Annotated in this window: 24 protein-coding genes; 11 read left to right on the top strand and 13 right to left on the bottom strand. The window is 66.3% G+C overall.

The genetic code is table 11. The features are described from left to right. Window positions 1-16: 16 nt before the first annotated feature. The gene (gene dnaE, locus ACT89H_RS14265) at window positions 17-3,565 is read right to left on the bottom strand and encodes a DNA polymerase III subunit alpha (protein ID WP_445109069.1); all 3,549 of its coding nucleotides are present in this window, start codon (window positions 3,563-3,565) and stop codon (window positions 17-19) included. Between the two features lie 111 nt (window positions 3,566-3,676). Here dnaE and ACT89H_RS14270 point away from each other — a divergent pair, with 111 nt between their 5' ends. Together ACT89H_RS14270 and ACT89H_RS14275 are read left to right on the top strand one after the other, a co-directional pair. Beyond that, window positions 3,677-3,817, top strand: a complete 141-nt coding sequence (locus ACT89H_RS14270; RefSeq protein ID WP_445109070.1) for a hypothetical protein — start codon at window positions 3,677-3,679, stop codon at window positions 3,815-3,817. Window positions 3,818-3,895: 78 nt separating this feature from the next. After that, the gene (locus ACT89H_RS14275; RefSeq protein ID WP_445109071.1) at window positions 3,896-4,384 is read left to right on the top strand and encodes a QcrA and Rieske domain-containing protein; all 489 of its coding nucleotides are present in this window, start codon (window positions 3,896-3,898) and stop codon (window positions 4,382-4,384) included. 15 nt (window positions 4,385-4,399) lie between these two features. Here ACT89H_RS14275 and ACT89H_RS14280 read toward each other — a convergent pair whose 3' ends face one another. The 3 genes from ACT89H_RS14280 to ACT89H_RS14290 form a co-directional block, all read right to left on the bottom strand. Further along, entirely contained in the window at window positions 4,400-4,867 is a 468-nt protein-coding gene (locus ACT89H_RS14280; RefSeq protein ID WP_445109072.1) for a VOC family protein, read from the bottom strand. An 83-nt stretch (window positions 4,868-4,950) separates the two neighbouring features. Continuing rightward, the gene (locus ACT89H_RS14285) at window positions 4,951-5,670 is read right to left on the bottom strand and encodes a hypothetical protein (protein WP_445109329.1); all 720 of its coding nucleotides are present in this window, start codon (window positions 5,668-5,670) and stop codon (window positions 4,951-4,953) included. Continuing rightward, a complete protein-coding gene (locus ACT89H_RS14290) occupies window positions 5,667-6,557 on the bottom strand; it encodes a hypothetical protein (protein WP_445109330.1) in 891 nt (296 codons plus the stop codon). Before ACT89H_RS14290 ends, ACT89H_RS14285 begins: the two co-directional genes overlap by 4 nt. Window positions 6,558-6,768: 211 nt before the next feature. Here ACT89H_RS14290 and lspA point away from each other — a divergent pair, with 211 nt between their 5' ends. From lspA to ACT89H_RS14305, 3 genes are read left to right on the top strand one after another with little or no spacing between them, the layout of a single operon-like run. After that, window positions 6,769-7,365, top strand: a complete 597-nt coding sequence (gene lspA / locus ACT89H_RS14295; protein WP_445109073.1) for a signal peptidase II — start codon at window positions 6,769-6,771, stop codon at window positions 7,363-7,365. After that, entirely contained in the window at window positions 7,362-8,288 is a 927-nt protein-coding gene (locus tag ACT89H_RS14300) for an RluA family pseudouridine synthase (protein ID WP_445109074.1), read from the top strand. The genes lspA and ACT89H_RS14300 overlap by 4 nt, the downstream gene beginning before the upstream one ends. Beyond that, window positions 8,281-8,943, top strand: coding sequence for a hypothetical protein (locus ACT89H_RS14305; protein WP_445109075.1), 663 nt, complete (start codon window positions 8,281-8,283; stop codon window positions 8,941-8,943). The genes ACT89H_RS14300 and ACT89H_RS14305 overlap by 8 nt, the downstream gene beginning before the upstream one ends. A 116-nt stretch (window positions 8,944-9,059) precedes the next feature. On the opposite strand, the gene ACT89H_RS14310 is transcribed toward ACT89H_RS14305, so the two are convergent. The 4 genes from ACT89H_RS14310 to ACT89H_RS14325 form a co-directional block, all read right to left on the bottom strand. Beyond that, complete coding sequence (locus ACT89H_RS14310; protein ID WP_445109076.1) at window positions 9,060-9,833, bottom strand: SDR family NAD(P)-dependent oxidoreductase; 774 nt, start codon at window positions 9,831-9,833, stop codon at window positions 9,060-9,062. Continuing rightward, the gene (gene hisD, locus ACT89H_RS14315; RefSeq protein WP_445109077.1) at window positions 9,830-11,194 is read right to left on the bottom strand and encodes a histidinol dehydrogenase; all 1,365 of its coding nucleotides are present in this window, start codon (window positions 11,192-11,194) and stop codon (window positions 9,830-9,832) included. The genes ACT89H_RS14310 and hisD overlap by 4 nt, the downstream gene beginning before the upstream one ends. Window positions 11,195-11,288: 94 nt before the next feature. Then, complete coding sequence (locus tag ACT89H_RS14320) at window positions 11,289-12,212, bottom strand: VOC family protein (protein WP_445109078.1); 924 nt, start codon at window positions 12,210-12,212, stop codon at window positions 11,289-11,291. 15 nt (window positions 12,213-12,227) lie between these two features. After that, window positions 12,228-13,067, bottom strand: coding sequence for a fumarylacetoacetate hydrolase family protein (locus tag ACT89H_RS14325; RefSeq protein ID WP_445109079.1), 840 nt, complete (start codon window positions 13,065-13,067; stop codon window positions 12,228-12,230). Between the two features lie 132 nt (window positions 13,068-13,199). Here ACT89H_RS14325 and ACT89H_RS14330 point away from each other — a divergent pair, with 132 nt between their 5' ends. Continuing rightward, the gene (locus tag ACT89H_RS14330) at window positions 13,200-13,925 is read left to right on the top strand and encodes a GntR family transcriptional regulator (protein ID WP_445109080.1); all 726 of its coding nucleotides are present in this window, start codon (window positions 13,200-13,202) and stop codon (window positions 13,923-13,925) included. Between the two features lie 189 nt (window positions 13,926-14,114). Here ACT89H_RS14330 and ACT89H_RS14335 read toward each other — a convergent pair whose 3' ends face one another. The 3 genes from ACT89H_RS14335 to ACT89H_RS14345 all read right to left on the bottom strand — a co-directional run bounded on the left by ACT89H_RS14335 (window position 14,115) and on the right by ACT89H_RS14345 (window position 16,656). Then, window positions 14,115-14,909, bottom strand: a complete 795-nt coding sequence (locus ACT89H_RS14335; protein WP_445109081.1) for an alpha/beta fold hydrolase — start codon at window positions 14,907-14,909, stop codon at window positions 14,115-14,117. Window positions 14,910-15,067: 158 nt separating this feature from the next. Continuing rightward, window positions 15,068-15,901: an SGNH/GDSL hydrolase family protein gene (locus tag ACT89H_RS14340; protein WP_445109082.1), complete on the bottom strand. Its 834-nt coding sequence runs from the start codon at window positions 15,899-15,901 to the stop codon at window positions 15,068-15,070. Window positions 15,902-15,945: 44 nt separating this feature from the next. Then, window positions 15,946-16,656, bottom strand: coding sequence for a GntR family transcriptional regulator (locus ACT89H_RS14345; RefSeq protein WP_445109083.1), 711 nt, complete (start codon window positions 16,654-16,656; stop codon window positions 15,946-15,948). A gap of 160 nt (window positions 16,657-16,816) precedes the next feature. On the opposite strand from ACT89H_RS14345, the gene ACT89H_RS14350 reads away from it, so the two are divergent. Genes ACT89H_RS14350 through ACT89H_RS14370 form a run of 5 tightly spaced genes read left to right on the top strand, consistent with a single transcriptional unit; the run spans window position 16,817 to window position 21,674 of the window. Next, on the top strand, window positions 16,817-17,869 hold the full coding sequence (locus ACT89H_RS14350) for an ABC transporter permease (RefSeq protein WP_445109084.1): 1,053 nt from the start codon (window positions 16,817-16,819) through the stop codon (window positions 17,867-17,869). A 52-nt stretch (window positions 17,870-17,921) separates the two neighbouring features. Continuing rightward, entirely contained in the window at window positions 17,922-18,938 is a 1,017-nt protein-coding gene (locus ACT89H_RS14355; protein ID WP_445109085.1) for a sugar ABC transporter substrate-binding protein, read from the top strand. 3 nt (window positions 18,939-18,941) lie between these two features. Further along, on the top strand, window positions 18,942-20,504 hold the full coding sequence (locus tag ACT89H_RS14360; RefSeq protein WP_445109086.1) for a sugar ABC transporter ATP-binding protein: 1,563 nt from the start codon (window positions 18,942-18,944) through the stop codon (window positions 20,502-20,504). Further along, window positions 20,497-20,814: a Dabb family protein gene (locus ACT89H_RS14365; protein WP_445109087.1), complete on the top strand. Its 318-nt coding sequence runs from the start codon at window positions 20,497-20,499 to the stop codon at window positions 20,812-20,814. The genes ACT89H_RS14360 and ACT89H_RS14365 overlap by 8 nt, the downstream gene beginning before the upstream one ends. After that, window positions 20,811-21,674: a TIM barrel protein gene (locus tag ACT89H_RS14370; protein ID WP_445109088.1), complete on the top strand. Its 864-nt coding sequence runs from the start codon at window positions 20,811-20,813 to the stop codon at window positions 21,672-21,674. Before ACT89H_RS14365 ends, ACT89H_RS14370 begins: the two co-directional genes overlap by 4 nt. 8 nt (window positions 21,675-21,682) lie before the next feature. Here ACT89H_RS14370 and ACT89H_RS14375 read toward each other — a convergent pair whose 3' ends face one another. Both ACT89H_RS14375 and ACT89H_RS14380 read right to left on the bottom strand, forming a co-directional pair. After that, window positions 21,683-21,847 (bottom strand): hypothetical protein, encoded by a 165-nt coding sequence (locus tag ACT89H_RS14375; protein WP_445109089.1) that lies wholly within the window; start codon window positions 21,845-21,847, stop codon window positions 21,683-21,685. 8 nt (window positions 21,848-21,855) lie between these two features. Further along, the gene (locus tag ACT89H_RS14380; RefSeq protein WP_445109090.1) at window positions 21,856-22,008 is read right to left on the bottom strand and encodes a hypothetical protein; all 153 of its coding nucleotides are present in this window, start codon (window positions 22,006-22,008) and stop codon (window positions 21,856-21,858) included. Window positions 22,009-22,023: the final 15 nt, after the last annotated feature.

A 22,023-nucleotide genomic window follows, 5' to 3' on the forward strand; every position in this document is an offset into this window, starting at 1 on the left:
TTGCCTCCCGCGCCGATCAGCCGGCCAGGCAGCCCGGGCCGAGCAGCGCCTTGAGGTCGCCCATCAGTGCCGACGATGGTGAGACGCGCAGGCGTTCATCGAGTTTCAGCAGCGTGGTCTTGTCCCGGGCGCCGACGTGCCGGATATGGACATCCGACGTGCCGGGGTGCCTGGACAAGACCCGCTTGAGTTCGCCGATCTTGTCCGGGGTGCACATGCGGGTGGTGACGGTGACCGCGAGCGGCTTGGCCACGCCGACCGCGGACAGGTCGGGTACGGCGAGATCGTTGGCGATCAGCGAGATCCGGTCGTCGCGGACCGAGACACGCGCCTTGACCAGCACCACGGCGTCCTCGACGACATCCATGCCGTACACCGAGTACGCCTGCGGGAAGAACAGCACCTCGATACCACCGGTGAGGTCTTCCAGCTGCGCCGAGGCCCAGGCCAGGCCGTTCTTGTTGATGCGCCGGTTCACCGAGGCCAGGATGCCGCCGACGGTGACCTGGGTGCCGTCCTTGATATCGCCGTCCAGGATGGCGGGGATCTGCGTGTCGGCCTGCGCGGCGAGCACGTGCTCGACGCCGTTGAGCGGATGCCCGGACACGTACAGGCCGAGCATCTCCCGCTCCAGCGCGAGCCGGTGCTTGGTCTCCCACTCGTCGTCGGGCACCTTGACGTTGAACACCGAGGTCACCGACTCGTCCGCGTCCATGCCGCCGAACAGGTCGAATTGACCCATCGCCTCGGCCTTCTTGGTGGCCATCACGGCATCGATGGCGTCGGAGTGGATCAGCATCAGGCCCTTGCGCGGGTGCCCGAGGGAGTCGAAAGCGCCTGCCTTGATGAGTGATTCGGTGACCTTCTTGCTGGCGGCGATCGCGTCGATCTTGTTCAGGTAGTCGGAGAAGTCGGTGAACTTCGACTTCTCCTTGCGCGCCTGGATGATCGAGGCGACGACGTTCGCGCCGACGTTGCGCACCGCGCCGAGCCCGAAGCGGATGTCCTTGCCGACCGAGGCGAAGTTCTGCTCGGACTCGTTGACATCCGGCGGGAGCACGGTGATGCCGAGGCGGCGGCAGTCGGACAGGTAGACCGCGGCCTTGTCCTTGTCGTCACCGACGGAGGTGAGCAGGCCCGCCATGTACTCGGCCGGATAGTTGGCCTTGAGGTATGCGGTCCAATAGGAAATCAGGCCGTAGGCGGCCGCGTGCGATTTGTTGAACGCGTAACCGGCGAACGGAAGGATCGTGTCCCACAGCGCCTTGATCGCGGCCTTGGAGTAGCCGTTGGCCTGCATGCCCTCCTCGAAGCCCTCGAACTCCGCGGCCAGCACCTCGGCCTTCTTCTTACCCATCGCGCGACGCAAGATATCGGCTCGGCCGAGCGAGTACCCGGCCACCTTCTGCGCTACGTGCATGATCTGCTCTTGATAGACGATCAGACCGTAGGTCTCACCGAGGATGTCCTTCAACGGCTCGGCCAGCTCCGGATGGATCGGCTTGACCTCTTGCCGGTTGTTCTTTCGATCGGCGTAGTCGTTGTGTGCGTTCATCCCCATCGGGCCGGGCCGGTACAGCGCACCGACGGCGACGATGTCCTCGAACGCGGTTGGCTGCATGCGGCGCAGCAGATCGCGCATGGGACCACCGTCGAGCTGGAAGACACCGAGAGTGTCACCGCGGGAAAGCAATTCATAGGTCGCGCGGTCATCGAGCGGCAAGGTGTCCATGTCCAGCTCGATGCCGCGATTGGCCTTGATGTTCTCCAGCGCGTCACCGATGACGGTGAGGTTGCGCAGACCGAGGAAGTCCATCTTCAGCAGGCCGATGGCCTCGCAGGACGGATAATCCCAGCCGGTGATCAGGGCGCCGTCCTGTGGCCGCTTCCACAGCGGGATCGCGTCCACCAGCGGATCACAGGACATGATCACCGCGCAGGCGTGCACACCCGCGTTGCGGATCAGGCCCTCGAGACCACGCGCGGTCTCGTAGATCTTGGCGATATCCGGATTGTTGTTGATGAGTTCGCGGACCTCGGCGGCTTCCTTGTACCGCTCGTGGTCCGGGTCGGTGATGCCGGAAACCGAGATGTCCTTGGCCATGATCGGCGGCGGCAGCGCCTTCGTGATCTGGTCGGCGATGGCGAAACCGGGCTGGCCGAACAGAACTCGCGCCGAGTCCTTGATGGCCGCCTTGGTCTTGATGGTGCCGAAGGTGATGACCTGGGCGACCCGATCGGTGCCCCACTTCTCGCTCGCGTAGCGCACCATTTCACCGCGGCGGCGATCGTCGAAGTCGATATCGATATCGGGCATCGAGACGCGCTCGGGATTGAGGAACCGCTCGAAGAGCAGACCGTGCGGGAGCGGGTCGATATTGGTGATGCCGAGCGCGTAGGCGACCAGGGAACCTGCCGCGGACCCGCGGCCGGGACCGACTCGGATGCCGACCTCGCGAGCGTGGTTGATCAGGTCGCCGACCACCAGGAAGTAGGCGGGGAATCCCATCTCCAGGATGACGCCGATCTCGTAGGCGGCGCGGTCGAGGTATTCCCTGGGTACGCCGTCGGGGAATCGGCGCCGCAGCCCGAGGTCGACCTCCCTGCGTAGCCAGCTGGCCTGGTCGTGGCCGTCGGGCACCGGGAATACCGGCATGCGGTCCTTGAAGTCCCACACCGCGTCGTAGGACTGGACCCGCTCGCCGATCAGTACCGTGTTGTCGCACGCGCTGGGCACCTCCGCATCCCAGAGCGCGCGCATCTCCTCGGCGGACTTCAGGTAGTAGCCGTCACCGTCGAACTTGAACCGGGTGGGGTCCGACAGCGTCTTGCCGGTCTGCACGCACAGCAGAGCCTCGTGATTGGTGGACTGATCCTTGGTGACGTAGTGGCAGTCGTTCGTGGCCAGCGGCGGGATGCCCAGCTGCTTGCCGATGTTCAGCAGTCCCTCCCGGACCCGGCGCTCGATGGACAAGCCGTGGTCCATGACCTCGAGGAAGAAGTTGTCCTTGCCGAAGATCTCCTGCCACTTGGCCGCGGCCTCGAGCGCCTCGCGGTCGTGGCCGAGACGAAGGCGGGTCTGCACCTCGCCGGAGGGGCAGCCGGTGGTCGCGATGATGCCCTCGGCGTACTCGGCGATGATCTCCGCGTCCATCCGGGCCCACTTGCCGAGCTGGCCTTCGATGGAGGCCAGCGAGGAGAGCTTGAACAGGTTACGCAGGCCGGTCGCGTTCTCGGCGACCATGGTCATGTGCGTGTAGGCGCCGGAGCCGGAGACGTCGTCACCCTTCTGGCTCGGATCGCCCCACTGCACCCGCTTGGTGTCGAACCGGGAGCCGGGCGCGATGTAGGCCTCGATGCCGATGATCGGCTTGATGTCGTGCTTCTTGGCCGAGTTGTAGAACTCCGAGGCGCCGTACATGTTGCCGTGGTCGGTCATCCCGACCGCGTTCATCCCCAGCCGTTTCGCCTCCGTGAACAGTGGCGAGATCTTCGCCGCCCCATCGAGCATGGAGTACTCGGTGTGGTTGTGCAGATGGACGAACGATCTGGACGAGGCAGCCAAGACGGTCCTTCCTCCCAAGGTCTCGACGGGGGTTGGCTGGACCGATTCTAGGCGGGCCCACCGACTGCTTGTGACCGGCGCGCTCACGTCCCTCGGGCGTCCGGCGTGTCGGTGGCGAAGATCACCGGCGCGTCCTGGCGACTCGCCGCGGCGGACCCGGCCACGAAACAGATGAGGGAGTCCGGGTCCGCCGCCGGGACAGTGGTCGCCGCCGCGACACGCCCGTCCGGCACCGCTCGGATCGCCGATTGAACCGCCGGATCACCTTCCCCGTGGACAAGGCGAAAGCGGAACCGGCACAAAGCCGGCCGCGTCTTCGAGGGAGATCCGATGAAGCGACTCGAGCCCGGGCCCACCCTGGCCGACGAACAGCTCCGCACCCGGCGCAGTGTGGTCATCGCCGGTGCGGGCATCGCCACCGTGGCGGCGGTCAGCGCCTGCACCACCTATGGCAAGGACGACGCCGCACCGAAGCCGGCCGTCACACCCGCCGCCGCACCCGCCGCGCCGGAGGACCGGCCCGCCGAGGTGGACCACCCCACGAACGCGCTCGCCAAGACGGCCGACATCCCCGTCGGCGGCGGTGTGATCGTGGGCGACACCGTGGTGACCCAGCCCAGCGCGGGCACCTTCGTCGGCCTCTCCTCGGTGTGCACGCACGCCGGGTGCAAGGTCGCGACGGTGTCCGGCGGCACCATCAACTGTGCCTGCCACGGCAGCAAATTCGCACTGGACGGCTCGGTGGCCCACGGCCCGGCGAGCAAGCCGCTCGCACCGAAAAGCATCCGGGTCACCGGTGACTCGGTGGTGGCCGGGTGAGCTGATCAGCCGAGGTCACGAGCCGCCGAAACGCTCGGCCATCCGGCGGTCCATCTCGTCGGGCGGCACATCCTCCACGTGGGTGGCCACCGTCCACCGGTGCCCCCACGGGTCCTCGAAGGCGCCACTGCGATCGCCGTAGAACTGATCGGTCATCGGCGTGAGTTCCCTGGCGCCGGCGGCCAGCGCGGCGGTGAAGGCGGCGTCGGCGTCCGCGACGTACACGTACAGGTTGACGGGGGTGCCGCCGACCGTCTTCGGGTCGAGGAAATCCATATCGGGCGCCGAATCGCCGAGCATGACGACGGAATCGCCGAACATCAGTTCACAATGCGCGATCCTGCCGTCCGGACCGGGCATTCGCATGCGCTCGGTCGCCCCGAAAATGTTCTTGTAGAAATCGATCGCCGCCGCGGCGCCGTCGACCGCCAGCCCGGGCGACACCACCGGATATCCATCGGGAACGGGTTTGACATCAGACATGGGAAACCTCCGGTCGAGGCGTTGTGTCGGACCATGCCGAGCCTATTCCGGCGACCGGCGCGATTCGGCTGGATCGCCGGAAATCAGGGTCCGGCGACGCCCCGCAGCCTGCGCACCTGGGCCGCGGTCAGCGCGCTGAGCACACCGGGGTCGACCGATTCCGGCGCGGTCACCGCGACCTGCACCAACGTGCTTCCCACCTGGACGATCGCGGCGGACGAGCCGAGGGTCAGGTCGTCGCTGGTGGTGCGCACCTGGAAGGGGGCGCAGGCATCGCCCGCCCGCGGCTGGACGAGCCCGCCGATGCGGTAGTCGATCGGGATGTCGGAGCCGTCGGCGCCGACATAGTGCGCGCATCGGCGCAGAATTTCCTGCGCCTCGGAAAAAGCGGCCGCGACCGCGTCCGGCGGATAACTGGCTGCGTCGATATCGATGCTGGAGAAATTCGGCCCGGCGTATTGCGTGGACGCCCGCGCGAGCGCGCCGGAACGTTGCGCACCGAGCGGCGCGAGCACTTTCACGCATTCGGCCGGATTCGTCGGCGAGGCGCCGGTAGCGCCTCCGCCGGTGTCCGCGGGCGGCGCCGACGCGGTGAACCCGGCGGGCAGGTCGGTGTCGGCGAGCAGCAGTCCGCGCAGACGAGCGGAATCGGTCTCGGGGGCGGTGGTCACCGGGGCCGCGGCCACCACTGGTCCCAGCGCGGGAAGCTCGGGCGGTCCGGGCCGGGCGCGATCCCCCGAGCCGCATCCGGTGGCGACGAGGAGCGGCGCGAGCGCGGCCAACAGTCCGCACGCACGGATCATTCGGCCCACGACACCTGGGTATCGATCGTCTGCTGCAGTGTGCTGTCAGTGTGCGGATCGCGGTAGGCCTGGTGTCCGCCGACGGTGATCGACCCGGCGACCGGCAGCGGCAAGCCGAGATCCACCGTGATGGTGCCCGCGCCCCGCATGGCGTAGTCGTCGATGTCCAGGGTGCCCGCGTTGTTCGGCAGGTTCCACACCGGCGACTTCGGCTTCTGCGTGACGCGCAGTTCGATGGTGAGCCGGTCGCCGTCGCGTTTGCTCAGGGTCGCGGTGGTCACCTGGTCCAACAGGACACCGCTGTTGACCTCTTGCCGCACCGTCCAGACCGCGCCCTCGCCGACGGGCTCGTCGGGAAACGCGATCGACCGATAGACGGCCTGGTAGAACGCCTGCTCGAGGGCGGCGCGAGCGGTGTTGGACGCGTCCGGCGCCGGCTCCAGGCGCAGCGCGGTGATCGCGCCGAGATCACTGAGGTCGAAACCGGCGTGCGAGCCGCCGATCTTGGTGAGCGCTTTGGCCAGGGTGGGATCCGGCGAGGTCACCGTGCCCAGGGTGAGATCGATGCCCTCCACGGTGGTCTCCGCCGTCATGGGAATGGTCATGGCCGGGGTGGAGAAATCGGGCTTGGGCTGCCCATCGATCTCCTGCTGGATGTGATGGGCGGTGTACAGCGTGACCCGCTGCACGGTGCCCGCCGGGTACTCCGGCCGCAGCAGCGATCGGGGCTCCGCACCCGCCGATTCGACCGTGGTCACCGCGGCCGGAATCGGCACCGTCACTTCTTTACCGATGCCGAGCGGCTCCGTTGCGTCGGCGTCACCGCTCGACTCCGCGCTGTCGCCGCAACCGACGCCCAAAGCCGAGAGCCCGACCGCGAGCACCATGAGCAGCGCACCCGAGCGCGTGCTCCGGGCGAGGCCGGCGCTGCGTGGTAGGCGGGGGGAAGACAACACCGTCACGAGCAACAGGGTACGACCGATTCCTGAGTGTCAGCTGGGACATTCGAGTGCGAGCCGATCGGCGTGGCCCGCGGGACACCACAAGCGCGGGTCCGGGCAATCGGACGCGCGCACCGGGCTCGATTCCGCTCGAGAGATGATGGTCGGTGTGAGTGACGACCGGCCGCCCGAGGAAACCCCTGCGAACACCGCTGATCCGACGACCGAGTCGGCTCCGCCGCAGCGCCTGTGGACGCTGCTCGTCCTCGCCGCGGTCGTGTTCGGCCTGGATCTGCTCACCAAGACCATCGCGGTCGCGAAACTGACGCCGGGCGACCCGGTGCCGATCATCGGTGACTTCGCGCGCCTGAGCCTGGTGCGCAACCCGGGGGCGGCGTTCTCCATGGCCACCGGCATGACCTGGTTGCTGACCCTGGTCGCGGCCGCCGTCGTCATCGGCGTGGTACGCATCGGCCGCACCCTGCGCTCGTCGGGGTGGGCGATCGGACTCGGCATGGTGCTCGGCGGTGCGGTCGGCAATCTGGTGGACCGGCTGTTCCGCGCGCCCGGCCCGCTGCAAGGGCACGTGGTCGATTTCGTCGCGATCGGCTGGTGGCCGGTGTTCAACGTCGCGGACTCGGCCATCGTGTGCGGCGCGATCCTGCTGGTCGTGCTCACCGTGTTCGGCTTCGAACCGAACGGCACCCGGCTCGGCCGCGGCAAGACCGGCGCGAGCGAGAGCAGCGCGGCATGAGGGAGACCAGGACCATGCCCGTCCCCGACGGGCTCGACGGCATGCGCGTCGACGCGGGCCTGGCCCGGCTGCTCGGCCTGTCCCGCACCGCGGTGGCCGCCCTCGCCGAGGAGGGCTCGGTGCAGCTCGACGGCACCGCCGCGGGCAAATCCGACCGACTCACCGCGGGCGCCTGGCTGGAGGTGATCTTCCCCGAGCCGAAGCGCGAGCTGACCATCGAGGCCGAGCCGGTGGAGGGCATGAAGATCCTCTACGCCGACGACGACATCGTCGCCGTCGACAAGCCGGTCGGCGTGGCCGCGCACACCGGTGTCGGCTGGAGCGGGCCGACGGTCGTCGGCGGGCTCGCCGCCGCCGGATACCGCATCTCCACCTCGGGCGCTCACGAGCGGCAGGGCATCGTGCACCGCCTCGACGTCGGCACTTCCGGCGTGATGGTGGTCGCACAGTCCGAGCACGCGTACACGGTACTCAAGCGCGCGTTCAAGCAGCGCACCGTCGACAAGCGGTATCACGCCCTGGTGCAGGGGCACCCGGACCCCAGCAGCGGCACCATCGACGCCCCGATCGGCCGAGCCCGCAGCAACGACTGGAAGTTCGCCGTCACCGCCGACGGGCGTCCGAGCGTCACCCACTACGACACCGTCGAGGCGTTCCATTCGGCCAGCCTGCTCGATATCCACTTGGAGACCGGCCGCACCCATCAGATCCGGGTGCATTTCTCCGCGATCCGCCACCCGTGCTGCGGCGACCTCACCTATGGCGCCGACCCGCGCCTGGCCGAGCGGCTCGGGCTGCAACGGCAGTGGCTGCACGCCCGGTCGCTGGGATTCCAGCACCCCGCCGACGGCCGCTACCTGGAGATCACCAGCGAGTACCCGGACGATCTGACACACGCGTTGGACGTCCTGCGTGATGCCTGACCACGGAGTACCGTGGCGCCGCGTCATTCTCGGCGTGGCGGCGGCCACGCTGGCCGCGCTGATCTACGCGCTCGGCGTGCTGCATCCGCCGTATCGCACCGCGGTGTCCACCGATCGGCTCGGGCCCGACCAGGGCGAGCAGGTGGCGGAGTACCTTGCCCGGTCCCGTGACTCACTGAACACGGGCGGCGACGAACCACGCTGGGCGCTGGTGTCGTTCACCGACCCCTTGGTGCCCGGCGACATTCCCGGGCACAGCGGCGGATTGCGTATCGCGCAGGTGCTCTACCGGGTGTCCGCGCCGGGTGTGCAGACTCCGCTGGTGGCCGTTCCCGTACCCGAAGGCGTTGCGGCGGCGGTGGATTCGGCGCCGGACGCGGCCTGGCTGCTTCCCCGGCCCGTCGACGACCGCTCCGCCCGCGTGATCGCGTTCTCGGCCGCACGACTGCGCGGCGGCTGTGGCTGCGTCGTCGGGCTCGTCGTCCGGGGCTCCCCGGCGCAACTGCGAAACCTGGCCGCGCAGAACGGTATCCGCGCGGTCCAGGCGCTTCCAGCCGATGCGGTGGCGGGCAGCTTCGCGGTGGTCCCGCTGCTGCCCGACTACCGCGACGTCGTCGCGCCCGGCCCCGACGACGGACCGGTTCCGCCGCCGTGAACGGTGGCAGCTGGTCCGGCAGGGTGACGACGCCGTCGAGATAGCGGCGGCACCGTCCGAACGACAGCACACGGTCGCCGTCAGTTCACAGGACGATCGAATATCCGCTGTTCCGGTCAGGCGGGGGCAATCATCCCGGCCGACAAGTCGATATCGGCGCCGCACAGGCCCGATATGGTCAGGATGGAGGCCACCGCGGCACCGACTTCTTCTTCGGTGAGCATGCGACCTTGCGCCGCACGGCTTGTGAATCTCGCTTCCGCTTCAGCGGGTGTTATGCCTGTTTCCGCGGCTTCACGCGCGAAGTTGGTCGTCATGCGAGGTCCTGCGACCGGTCCCGGTGACACGCTGTTGACGGTGACGCCGTGAGGTGCGGCTTCAAATGCCAGGGTGCGGGTGAGCCCGAGGACAGCCATCTTGCTTGCTGTGTAAGGGGTCCGGCGGGCCAGCGGACGCTTGCCGCTGACAGAGGCGATATTGACTATGTCGCCGAATCCGGCGCCGATCATGCTGGGCAGCAGGGCCCGGCAGACCAGGTAGATGCTTCGAACATTGGCAGCGAAGACGCTGTCCCATTCGTCTGGCTCGATGTCGACGAGGGACCGAACCGGCCCTGCCACTCCGGCGTTGTTGACCAGAATTGATACCAGTTCTCCGTCGAGCCGCTGAGACAGCTGTTCGACCGCATCCGGGCTGGCCACGTCGCAGAGCTCCACCCGAGCCCTTACCTCGTGGCCGATAGCCATGTCGGCGGTGGCTCGCAGCCGGTCGCAGTTGCGGCCGACCAGGATCAGGTTCGAACCGGCCTCGGCCAGTGCGAGTGCAATCGCGCGACCGAGGCCGTTGCCCGCGCCGGTGACGAGGGCAGTTCGGCCGGACAGGGGTGTCATGACAGCCCTACCTGTATCGCGCGGGCCCAGTCCGGTGTCGTGCGCCGCACGATCGCAGCGCGCACGTCTCCGGCGCGGGCGTGTCCTTCGAAGCGTTCGACTCGCGCGGCACGGCCGCAGACTTCACCGAGTTGTGCGCTCGACAGCGGATCGGTGATCTCTTGATAGGTAACCGTCTTGAGGTACTTCCCGACCCAGAGCCCGCCGGTGTAGCGGGCCGCGCCGCGTGTCGGCAGGACATGATTGGTGCCGATAACCTTGTCTCCGAACGCGACTGTGGTCTGCTCGCCGAGGAACAGGGCGCCGTAGTTGCGCAACTGGTCCAACGCCTCACGTGGGTTGCGGGTGAGAATCTCCACGTGCTCGCTGGCGTAGGTATCTGCCAGTGTGTAGGCGTCGGTCATTGTGTCGACGACGTGGATTTCGCCGTGGTCGCGCCACGCTGACTCCGCGAAGTCCCGTGTCGGCATGTCCGGCAGCAGTGCGTGAATGTAGTCGAGAGTGCGGTGTGCCAGCGTGTCGGAGGTTGTGATCAGCACGGCGGGTGAATCGGGGCCATGTTCGGCCTGGCTGAGCAGGTCGACGGCGACAGTGAACGGGTCGGCGTTGTCATCGGCGATGATCAGAATTTCGGTGGGGCCGGCGAACAGGTCGATGCCGACCTCGCCGAACAGTTGCCGCTTTGCTTCAGCGACATAGGCGTTACCCGGTCCGACCAGGAGATCTACGGGAGCGATTTGTTCTGTGCCGATGGCAAGTGCCGCGACGGCCTGGACACCGCCGAGTAGATAGATTTCGTCGGCTCCTGCCAGGTGCATCGCGGCGATGGTGGCCGACGGGATCTCACCGCGGATCGGTGGTGTGGCGGCAGCCACACGTGGCACGCCCGCGACCTTGGCGGTCACGATCGTCATGTGCGCGGAGGCCAGCAGGGGATAGCGACCGCCGGGAATGTAGGCGCCGACGGATTCGATCGGAATGTGGCGCTGGCCGAGTGTGACGCCGGGCAGTGTCTCGATTTCGAATTCGCGCATCGACTGCAGTTGATGTTCGGCAAATGCTCGTACCTGGTTTTGAACGAAGTCGATATCGGCGATGACCTGTTCGGGCACAGTAGCGACGATCTCGTCGACACGGCCGGGTGTCAGGCGAAATGCCGCAGGCGACCAGCTATCGAACTGGGTGGAGTACTCGCGGACGGCGTCGTCACCTGCGGCGCGAACGGCGTCGATGATCGTGCGAACCGTGGCCGCGACTGCGGGGTCGGTGGTGTGAGTGGTCGCTGGTGTTGCAGGGTGCTTAACGGTGTTCACCACTGTTCTCCGTATGGTAGCGGCGGGAAGGAATTGGGGGCGGATCATGTGGGTGGCCGTAGCTAGGAGGCGAGGCATCACGCTGGTGGCGAGGATCGTGACGCAGGCCCAGAAGTTGCGGCATGCACATCCGTGACCGGGTTCAGCCCGGTCCGTGAGCGCCCGTCATCAGGCTCGCGAGGTCTTCTGGCTGCAGGAAGGACGGCGGGGGCGGCGGCCCCCAGTTGAATAGGCCCCTGGCGCCTTCGAAGGTCTCCGGAGTCCACAGCTGATCGTCGATGATGCAATCGAGGTCGCTGTAGTACTCGCTGAAGTTCCCGGCCGGATCCTTCAAATACCAGAAGAAATTCGATCCGATGTGGTGGCGGCCCAGCCCCCATACGTGCCGTTCAGGATGGCCCTCCAGCATGGCCGTCGCGCCGCGGCCGACTTCATCGACATCATCGACCTCCCATGCGGTGTGGTGCAGAAAGTTGACGGGTGCGTGCTGAATGAGCAGGTTGTGATGGTCGGCCGAGCAGCGTAAGAACGACGCCATATGCGGAACCCGGTCACTGATCTTGAATCCGATCCCCTCGACAAAGAAGCGGGTGCTGGCGGCTTGGTCGGTGGATCCGACGACGACGTGGCCGAGTTTCCGAGGCCGAACGCGGTTGGTGCGCAGCACACCGGGCGCCCGAAGCTCGCGGCGCTCGACCCGGCCAGGCCCGTTGTACACCGGTGCGGGTGTTGCTGGTGATGTCAGCCGTGGACTCACCCGCACTGTCGCCTCGATTCCGGTCGCGGGATCGAGGGCGACCACGCGGTCATGAAGCTTTGTGAACGGATTGTGCAGGCGCTCCAGTTGCCGGGCAGTGCGCTCGAGGTCGTCGACGTCGTCGGCGGCTATGGTCAGGCTGAGCAGCCGGCGGGATGGGCACGCGACGATCCGCAGTTGTTCACCGCCGTCGGCAGTCGCCAGCAGGTTCGGACTTACTGTCCGCAGACCGAAGTCGCTGTAGTACTCGACAGTTTCGGCCACATCGGGTACGCCGACTGTGATTGATTCCAATCTATGCAATGCCATCTTGCGTACTCCTGGTCAAGCGGCGACGAAGGTGTGTCGCAGCTGTCCGATCCCGTCGATCGCGCTGGTCAGCTCGTCACCTGGGGACAGGAATCGCGGTGGGCGGCGTCCAGCACCTACGCCCGCGGGAGTTCCGGTGAAGATCAGATCGCCAGGATGCAGCGTCACCACCGCCGACAATCGTGCGATCAACTCCGGCACCGGGAAAATCATGTCCGACGTTCGGCCCTTCTGGACCTCTTCACCGTTCAGGGTGGCCGTCAATGACAGGTCGTCCGGATCGGCGACCTCGTCCGGTGTCACCAGGCACGGTCCAATCGGCCCGAATCCGGGGAAGGATTTGCCCAAGCTGAATTGTGGCGCCGGACCACTGTGCTGCAGTTGACGTTCGGATAGATCTTGTCCCACAGTCAGGCCCGCCACGTACGCCCACGCCCGATCTTCGGAGACTCGATGAGCGGTCCGCCCGATCACCACGACCAATTCGACTTCCCAATCCACTGAGCCCTCGGGAAGAACGATTCGACCGGTCGGGCCTGTGATGCAGCTCCGAAACTTCGTGAACGTGGGAGGCTGAGAGGGCAGGTCGAAACCCGACTCCAGTGCGTGGGCGCGATAGTTGAGGCCGATGGCGAAGACCTGACCAGGCGCCGGAACCGGCGGCCCCAGCGTCTCTTCGCCTACTGGCGCCTCGGACCCGCTGAAACGTTCACGGCCCCAATCCGCGAACTCGTCCCATCGCTCGAACACCCCCTGCGGATCGGCGAGAAACCGGCCACCGCTGGAGTGCTCTACGTCGATCCACGTCGAGTCGCCCCTGATCGCCAGCCGTCCGTTGATATTCGCTACACGCATAGACCGCGCTTCCTCTTCGTCACCAGTCGGCACCGACTCACCGATGCACACTCGGTTGTACGCATCACATTTCGTAAAGTCAACATATTTTCGAAAATCTCAGCTATCTTCGCTGTTTGGTACACTGTGAGAATGAGCAGGTCGCGACCGAAGACCACCCGCACCGACGCCGTCTACGAACAGATCAGAGCGGATATCCTGGCCGGACGCCTTTCCCCCGGGACCCGACTGAAGTTCGCACCCCTCTGCGAGCAGCACAGGGCCAGCGCCGGAGTGGTGCGCGAAGCCCTTAGCCGCCTGACAGAGCATGGACTGGTGTGCGCTGAACCGCAGATCGGCTTTCGGGTCATCCCGATCTCCGTCCCAGACCTCCAGGACCTCACCGAAGTCCGTGGCGACATCGAATGCTTGGCGCTGCGTTACTCGATCGAACGCGGAGATATCGCCTGGGAATCGCGGCTCATCGGAGCCCACCACGCCCTGCAACGCACGCCACGGTTGCTAGCCGACGACCCCAGCAGGCTCAACGACGAATGGGTCGCGTTGCATGCAACGTTCCACGCGGTGCTCTTGGAGGCATGCGGGAGCCCTCGACTCACCTCTATCGCCTTGTCACTTCGGGAAGCGGCCGAACTGTATCGCCGCTGGTCGGTGCCGCTGGGTGAGACGCATGACAGTCGTGACGTTGCAGCCGAGCACCGGGAGATCTTCGAGGCCGCGATCGCACGCGACCCCGACCGCGCTATCGACGCGCTGTCCAAACATATTCGATTCACCACAGAACTCGTACTAGCCGGCCAAGCCGAGCTCGCAGTGCACAATGGTCAGCCGGCTTCGAGCGATACAGCAACAGCGTGATACCGCACCTACGCGATGGACTCGACCAGCCTGGGCCACGATCTGTGATCACATCGCCGGAGGTCTTTGTGTCCTCACCCCTGGGCCACGGCAGCAGCAAACCGCTGTCTCGCGACGATCGCTTCCGGACGTGGGGGCGGTCTGTCGGCGACTCGCCGACGTCGCCAACAGACCAGCCCAGGGTGGGACTCAGGCGCGGCTGTCGTGGAGGAAGTCGAGGATAAGGGCACTCCACTGCTCGGGCTGCTCGACGAAGGGCAGGTGCCCGGTTGGGATCTCGGCGTAGCGCGCGCCGGGGATGGCGTTGGCGAGCTGTCGGTGGTGGTGTGGGGTCACGAGCTGGTCAAGCGTGGTGGAGATGACGAGGGTAGGCACCGTCAGCGCGGTGAGATCAGCTCGTACGTCGACATGATCGATGAGCAGGTCGAGGTGTTCCGGAGTTCCGGGCGGGATCGTAGCCGCAGTGGTCTTGATGGCTGCGTCGAGGTCGTCCTGGCCGACGGCGTCCAAGGCGGGCGCGCTCAGGCCGATCAGGGACAGAAAGCCGGCCAGATGCTCCAGATCGTTCGCGAGGAGCAGGTCGCGCCACATCCGGGCCGCCAGCAGGAACCGCGGGTTGGGGTGGGCGAAGCCCGCTGTGAGGACCAGCGCGGAGACGCGATCGGGGTGACGGGTGGCAGCGCGGATGGCGACCGGGCTGCCCAGCGAGTACCCGGCGATGGCGAAGGTTTCCACACCTTCCGCCACGGCGGTGGCAACCAACTCATCGGCCAGGCCGTCCAGGGAAAGCGGAGCTTCTGCGCGCGGGGTGCGGCCGGTGCCGGGGTAGTCGGGTCCCACGACGGTGTACTGCGCGGCCAGGGCATCCATGATGGCGCCGTAGTTGGCGTCGATACCGCCGCCGGCGCCATGGGCGAGCAACAGTCCGGGACCGGTGCCGCGCACAACGCGCCCGAGTGTGGAGCTGGGCAGGGCAGTGGACATAGGGGGGGTTCTCCTTCGGTATCTCTTGTTTGTGGGGTCACGATTCGGGACCCCTGTGTCGCAGGAACCTGTTTCCCTACCGGGCCCACTGCGAGCGCCTGGCATAGGACATACGAGCCTCTGCGGCGCCGTCTGCGCGTGTTCGTCGAAGAGGCCCGCTATCGGACCAGGTGGGCGATCAGGGCTTTCACGATGGCTTGGTGGCCCTCGAGGTTGGGGTGCAAGCCATCGTCGAGCATGAGGGAGGGCAGTGCGGGGTCGCCGAATGTCTCGGTGAGATCGACCGGGTTCGCCACGACCTCCCGCATCGCGTCTCGAACGAATACGAAGTTTTGCGGGTGCCACTGCATGAGTTGATCGGTCCACATCGCACAGTTCGACGCGGCCTGCGCGTCGATGGTGGGCGGGAGTATCCAGGTTACGGCGGCGCCGAGCGATTGAATGGTTTCCACGAGTAGCGCGGTGTTGCGTCGGGTGGTGTCGGGTGATACCAGCGGTGCCCCCGCCGTGAAGTCGAACGCTTTGGCGTCGTTGGTGCCCACCTGGACGATGACGTGAGTCGGTCGAGCCGCGATGACGTCGGCGAATCGTTCGAGGAGGTGAGTCGTGGTGTCCGCGGATCGACCGAGGTTGACGAAGGTGGGCCGCTGGGCTGGGTCGGCTTGCTCGAATGCTTCGGCGAGGATGCGGGCCCAGGAATGCAGGTCAGCGGTTATCGAGTCACCGAACGCGACTACGGTGTCGCCGCGGCCGATGGGCAACGAAGCGAAAGAGGCAGCGAACTCGGTGTCAGCGAGCAGTTCGCCGGCCGCCGCGCGCACTCGTAAGGCGATCTCTGCGCGAACCTCCGCCGTGGTTGTCGGGTCGACGCCGTAGAGCGATTCGGCCAAGCAGTGGTCGGCTATCGACGGTCCGCCGGGCAGACGTAGTGCCGCATCGACGTGGGTGAACTGGATGGCGAACTCGGGCGAACCGGATTTCGGGTCGGTCATGAATGCGGACTCCTCGGCGGTGCCTGGGTCGAGTGGTGGTCAGGTCACAGTGGCGCGGCGAGGGTCGAGGCGCCCATCGCGATGCGGAGTTTGATCGGATCGTGTTCTGGCGCCGCCAATGAGATAACGCTCAGGGCCACCCGGCCGTAGTGCCGGGCGATGGCGATCGCGGCGGCGTTGCCGTCTCGCGCCAACGCCGCCTCCAACAGTGCGTCGTGGTCGCTGCGGCCCTGCTCCCACGAGAGCGGCAGCTGCGGGAGAGTGGATACGTAGCGGTAGCGCTCGGAGTGTTCGGACAGATGGCCGATCTGGGTCAACGCCCGAGGGCCGGCCTGGGCGAGCAAGAGTTGATGGAAGGCGTGGTGCGGCGGACTCCACTTGTCGTAGTCTTTCAAATCTTCGGCTTCCGACATCTGCCTGGACAGTTGCACCAGTTCCTCCAGGTCGGCTGCGCTCAGTCGCGGGACACTGACCCGGGCGGCATAGCCTTCGAGGATGATCCGCATCGCGTAGAGCTCCTCGAGGTCCGCGACGCCGAACTCGGCCACACGGAAGCGCTTGTTGTGCTCGGGGACCACCAGCCCATGCTGCTCGAGAAGGCGAAACGCCTCGCGCAGCGGTGTACGGCTGATCCCCATCGTGTTCGCGATCTGCAGCTGCGACAGCGGCTGCCCCGGCGTGTAGACGCCGCGGATGATGTCGCGTTTCAGCATCTCGTACACCTGGCCGACAGTTTGCTGATCGCGGGCTGCCATATTCCCCTCCATTTCATCAGACTGTGTACAAGATACACCCTCTAATGCGTCTTAAATGCAAGTTAGTGCCCGGTATCTCTGGGCAATGATCGAAAAGTGTGCACAAGAGTGTTGACGGTCTCAATCTGATGGTGCATGGTGAGTGCACCGTCACGACGGCGTGACAGGTGAGATCGAGGAGGTCGGCGATGGGGCAGACCAGCGTCGCAATCGGGAAAATATCGCGCGTAACCCGTGTGCCCGGACTCGCGGCCGCAGTGCTGAACAAGGCCGGAAGTCAGCGTTCGTGGGGCATGACGGCGGCGCTGGTGGCGCTCTGTGTGGCGGGGACGTTGTTGACGGACCGTTTCTTCAGTGTCAGCAACGGATTGAACGTCCTGCAGCAGGTGTCGATCGTCGGGATCATGGCTGTCGGAATGACGTTCGTGCTTTTGGCGGTGACATCGACCTGAGTGTCGGCTCTATCTACGCATTGGCCAGTGTCGTCTCCGCGCAACTGCTTGTCAGCGGTCACAGCATGGCAGTCGCCGCCGTGGCCGGACTCGCGGTGGGTGCCGGCGCGGGCGTGGTCAACGGCTTGGCCGTCGTTCGGTTCGGTATACCCTCGTTCATCGTCACGCTCGGCACGCTGAGCGTCTTTCGGGGGATCAGCCTGCTGCTGACATCGGGCAGCTCGATCTCCCTGGACCGAACTCGGGTCAACGTCGCCCAGTTCGCCACCATTGGTAACTACAAGGTGTTCGGACAGATTCCGCTGCAGGCCGTCATCTTCGTCCTGGTGGCGATCGGGTTCGGGTTGCTGCTGAGCCGGACGAGGTTCGGTTTCCACGTCTACGCGGTCGGCGGCAGCCAGACCGCGAGCGAGCTGTGCGGGATCAATGTCGATCTCGTCCGCGTGCTCAACTTCGCGATTTCCGGAGTACTCGCCGCCGCCGGCGGGCTCGTGGGATTGTCATTCCTTCTCTATGTCCAGGGCGTGTCCGGAAATGGCTTGGAGCTGACGGTCATCACCGCGGTGATTGTCGGCGGTGCTGCCCTCTTCGGCGGCAGCGGAAGCGTGCGAGGAACTGTCATCGGTGTACTGACCATCGGTGTACTCAACGATGTTCTGGTCCTTCGGGGGATCTCCTCGTTCTGGCAGACCACCGTCTCGGGTCTGGTGATCATCGCCGCGGTGGCTTTCGACGTCACCGTACGCAAGCGCCTCCACTGACGACCTGCCCCTTCTGCCGACTTCCTGCCCCGGAAAGGTTCCGTGACACACGATGCGCAAGTCTGTGTTCTTCCTGGCCCTGATCACTACGTTGGTCGCGGGGTGCGCGACCGATCAACCGGCGGACCACGCCGCTATGGCGGAGTCCAGCCCCGAGGCGAACTTCGCCGCCTTCCAACTCGCGCCGCGGATCAAATCCAAGATTGCCGCACATGAGACGCTGAACATTTACGTCAGTGCCCCGAATACCGCGCTCGCATTCGCTCGCCCGCAGCGAAAGGGAGCCGCGAAGGCGGCAGCGGCGTTGGGGGTCGACGTCGTCTTCACCGGTCCCAGCGGGGGTGATGCCGGGGACCAGATCAACCAGCTCCAAACCCTGATCGGTCAGGGGCTCGTCGACGGCATCGCGTTGTCGTCGGCGTCCAGCAATGCCCTGAAGCCGGTGATCTCCCAGGCATATAACGCCGGCGTCCCGCTCGTCAGCTACAGCACAGATAACCCGGGGTCGCAGGAGCTTGCCTTCGTGGGCACCGATGTCGCCGATGGCGGCCGCCTGGAAGGCACGGAGTTGACGAAGCTGCTCGCCGGAAAGACCGGCACCATCGTCACCACCTCGGTGGCGCCGGAGGCCGCCTGGTCCGGAGTCCGCTACGACGCCTTGAAGTCCGCGCTCGGGCCCGGCTTGCAAGTGCTCACCCCAGTGAACACCGGGCAGGAGCCTGCGCAGATGTTCACCGCCGTGCAGAACGCCATGGCGGCCCATCCCGACGCTGTGGCCATCGCTTCGCTGGACTGCTGCAGTTTCACCGCCGCGGCGAAGTGGGTCGATCAATTCGCCGCCGGGCACAAGCCGCTCGTCGTCGGTTTCGACGCTGTGCAGCAGACACTCGACTACGTCAAGAAAGGGGTCGTCTCCTTCGCGATCAGCCAGCAGCCGGCCACCCTGGTGTACGAGGCAGTCGAGCTTCTGGTCAAGTACCTGGTCGACGGAACACCGTTGCACACGCAGATCCTGCCGCTGGTCCTGGTGACCAAGGCCAACGCCGACAGCATCACCCCCGAGGGCTGAGCCGTGAACGACATCGCGATCACCCTGCGAGACGTGCGCAAGCGCTACGACCGGACCGAAGTCCTGCACGGAATCGGCCTGGAGGTCCCGGCGGGGATGGTGACCGGCCTGGTCGGGGAGAACGGCGCGGGCAAGAGCACCTTGCTCGGCATCCTGTCCGGGCGAATCCGCCCGGACTCCGGCACTGTCAGCGTCGAGGGCACCCCGGTACGCCACTTCGATCCCCGCACCATGCTCCACCACCATGGCGTCGGACTTGTGCCCCAGGAACTGGATTTGTGCTGGGACCGCTCGGTCACCCACAACGTCTTCCTCGGGCTCGAGGGACACATGGTGGTCAACTCGAGCAGACTCCATGAACAGACCGCAGCCCTGCTCGACCGGGTCGGGCTGCGAGTCGATCCGCGCCTTCCTGTGCGGAAGCTGGCTCCGTCCCAGCAACAGATGGTCCTGATCGCGCGTGCTCTCGCTCGTGAGTGCCGGATCATCCTGCTCGACGAACCGACGGCGATTCTGACCCCTTCGGAAGCCGACATCCTGCACGAGTTGATCGCGCAGCTCACTGCACGGGGTCACACGATCATGTATGTCTCCCACCACCTTGCCGACGTAACCGCCCGATGCGCCCGGATCGTCGTGATGCGCAACGGCTGCATCGTCGCAGAACACGACTCGGGTGTAAGCCAGGCGGAGCTGGTCGGTGAAATGGCAGGCACTCCGGTCGCTCCTACCGCAGCGAGCGACGCCAGACGCGGACGTGACCGTTCGTTCGAGCCGGGCCTGCAGCTCGAGCACTGGAGCGCACCCGGTCTCGGGCCGACCACCCTCGCTGTGGGGCGAGGCGAGATCGTCGGCTTGGCCGGGCTACCGGACTCTGGTCGCCAGACGCTGCTCGACTCGCTGGTCGACGGGCGAAAGGCAACCGGGCGAGCCGCCCTGTTCGGTCGTCAGCTGAAGCGGGGGTCCGCGCGCACTGCGTTGGTGAACGGCATCGCCTACCTGCCGGCCGAGCGGCGGTCATCCGGGGCGTTTCTCGACCTCAGCGTGGCCGACAACCTCGTCGTGTCAACGCACCGGCGGTGGAGCGCACTGTGGCAGTCCGCGCGATCGCGGCGCCGGCAGGCATCCGAATCGTATCGGCGGGCAGGTGTCACCGGCGGTCTGACGCAACCGATGCGGGCGTTGTCCGGTGGCAATCAGCAGAAGGTGATCCTCGCCCGCTGCGTGAATCGCGGTCCGCGTCTGCTCCTTCTCAGCGAGCCCACACGAGGTGTCGACATCGAGGCCAAGCATGCGATCCACGACCGCATCCGAGCTCTCGCGGAGGAGGGCATACCTGTGTTGATCTCGTCCGCGGACGTGCCGGAGCTACTCGCGGTCTGTGACCGCGTCGTAGTGCTGCGCCGAGGTTCGATCACCGCTGACCTTTGTCACCCGCAGGCCGACGAAACAACGGTGATGGCCTACGCGCTCACCGAAGATCTCGCCCTCTTCGGACGGCCGACGATCACCGATGAACAGCCAACCATCGACCCATCGAAACCGAGAGTTCGCAATCATGTCTGAACTGCTTCACCTGGTGTTGTTCCGGCCGCACGATGCGGTGTCCGCTGCTGCGCTCGATACGGCCATGGCGGACCTGCGGGCTTTCGCGGCTGGGGTCGAGGGCGTCCTGGACGTCCGCGCCGGGGCCGATGTGAGCATCGAAGGGCTCAGCAGCGGGTACACCCACGCCGCGGTGGTCACCTTCGCCGACGAAGGGGTTCGCGACCGATATCTGGCCGCCCCGGGGCATGTGGCCCTAGGTGAGCGGCTCGGGCGGTTGCTCGATGGCATCGCAGTCGTCGACCTCGCGGCAGGAGTGTCGATTCGATGACTGAGTTCGTCATGTGGGAAGCCAGCGTGCGGACCTACCGGTACCTCGATCAGTTGCATGCCACAGCGACGGCGGGCTTCGGCGGGCTCGGACTCACGCCGGCGGCCTTGCGCGCCGCAGCGGAGCAGATGGGCAGTCCGGCAAAAGCTCTTGCGGCCGCACGTAATCACGGCATCGAACTGCACCTGGACACCGTGACCGGCTGGGCCCCGATTCGGGTACCGGCCGGTGCCGACGCGAACCTGCGCGCCCGCTTCGATTACACCCTCGACGAATGCTTGGAGCTCGTCGATCTGTTCGAGCTGCGCAGCATGCTCGCAGTGGCCGTGTTCGAGATCGGCGAGGTCGAACACGAGGTGATGGTGCGCGGGTTCCGGGAGCTGTGCTCGGGCGCCGAGGCCCGCGGCGTTCCCGTGTACCTGGAGTTCATGCCGTTCTGGGGTGTTCCCGATATCGTGACCGCCGAACGGGTGCTAGCGGAGGCTCAGTGCGCCAACGCCGGGCTGATGCTGGACACCTGGCATTTCCAGCGCGGCAACCCGGACTACGAAGTCCTCGAACGGGTCGCTGCCACCATGCCGGTCAGCGTGCAGGTGGCCGATGGTCCGTCCGAACCGATCGGCGACGACTTGATCGCCGAAACGACTCATCACCGGGAGGCGCCGGGCAAAGGGAGCTTCCCGCTGCTCGACATCTGCTCGGCGATCGCCCGCACCGGCGGAGCCGATCTGCTGGGGCCAGAAGTGTTCTCCGATGTGCTCGACACATTGACACCCACAGCTGCCGGCCAGTTGCTCGGCTCCACCACCCGGCAGCTGATAGCCGACTTGCGCACGTCGCATGACCGACACTGCCTGTAATGAGCGGGTTACGAATCATTGGCGCGTTCGGCCATCTCCCACAAGCGCCGCGCGGTATCCACATCACCAGTCCGGTCGTAGGCATCGGCCATCCACTCCAACGCCCCCATGTCCAGCCGATCCAATCGACCCAGAAGCGGCGCGAAAATCTCGTCGAGCTCTCGAGGTTCCACGTAGGCCCCTAAACAGATTCGGTCTCGGCGAGGTTGTTCTCCTCGGCCGGCTGTTGCGGCAACACATCCGGCAGCCACGACGGGAACGGCATCACCGCGGCCGGGTCGCCCGAGAACGGTGCGCTGGCGAACGCGTCGATCTGGTGCAGCAGAACCTCCATAACCTCCAGAAGGTA

The sequence above is a fragment of the Nocardia aegles genome, from assembly GCF_052545135.1.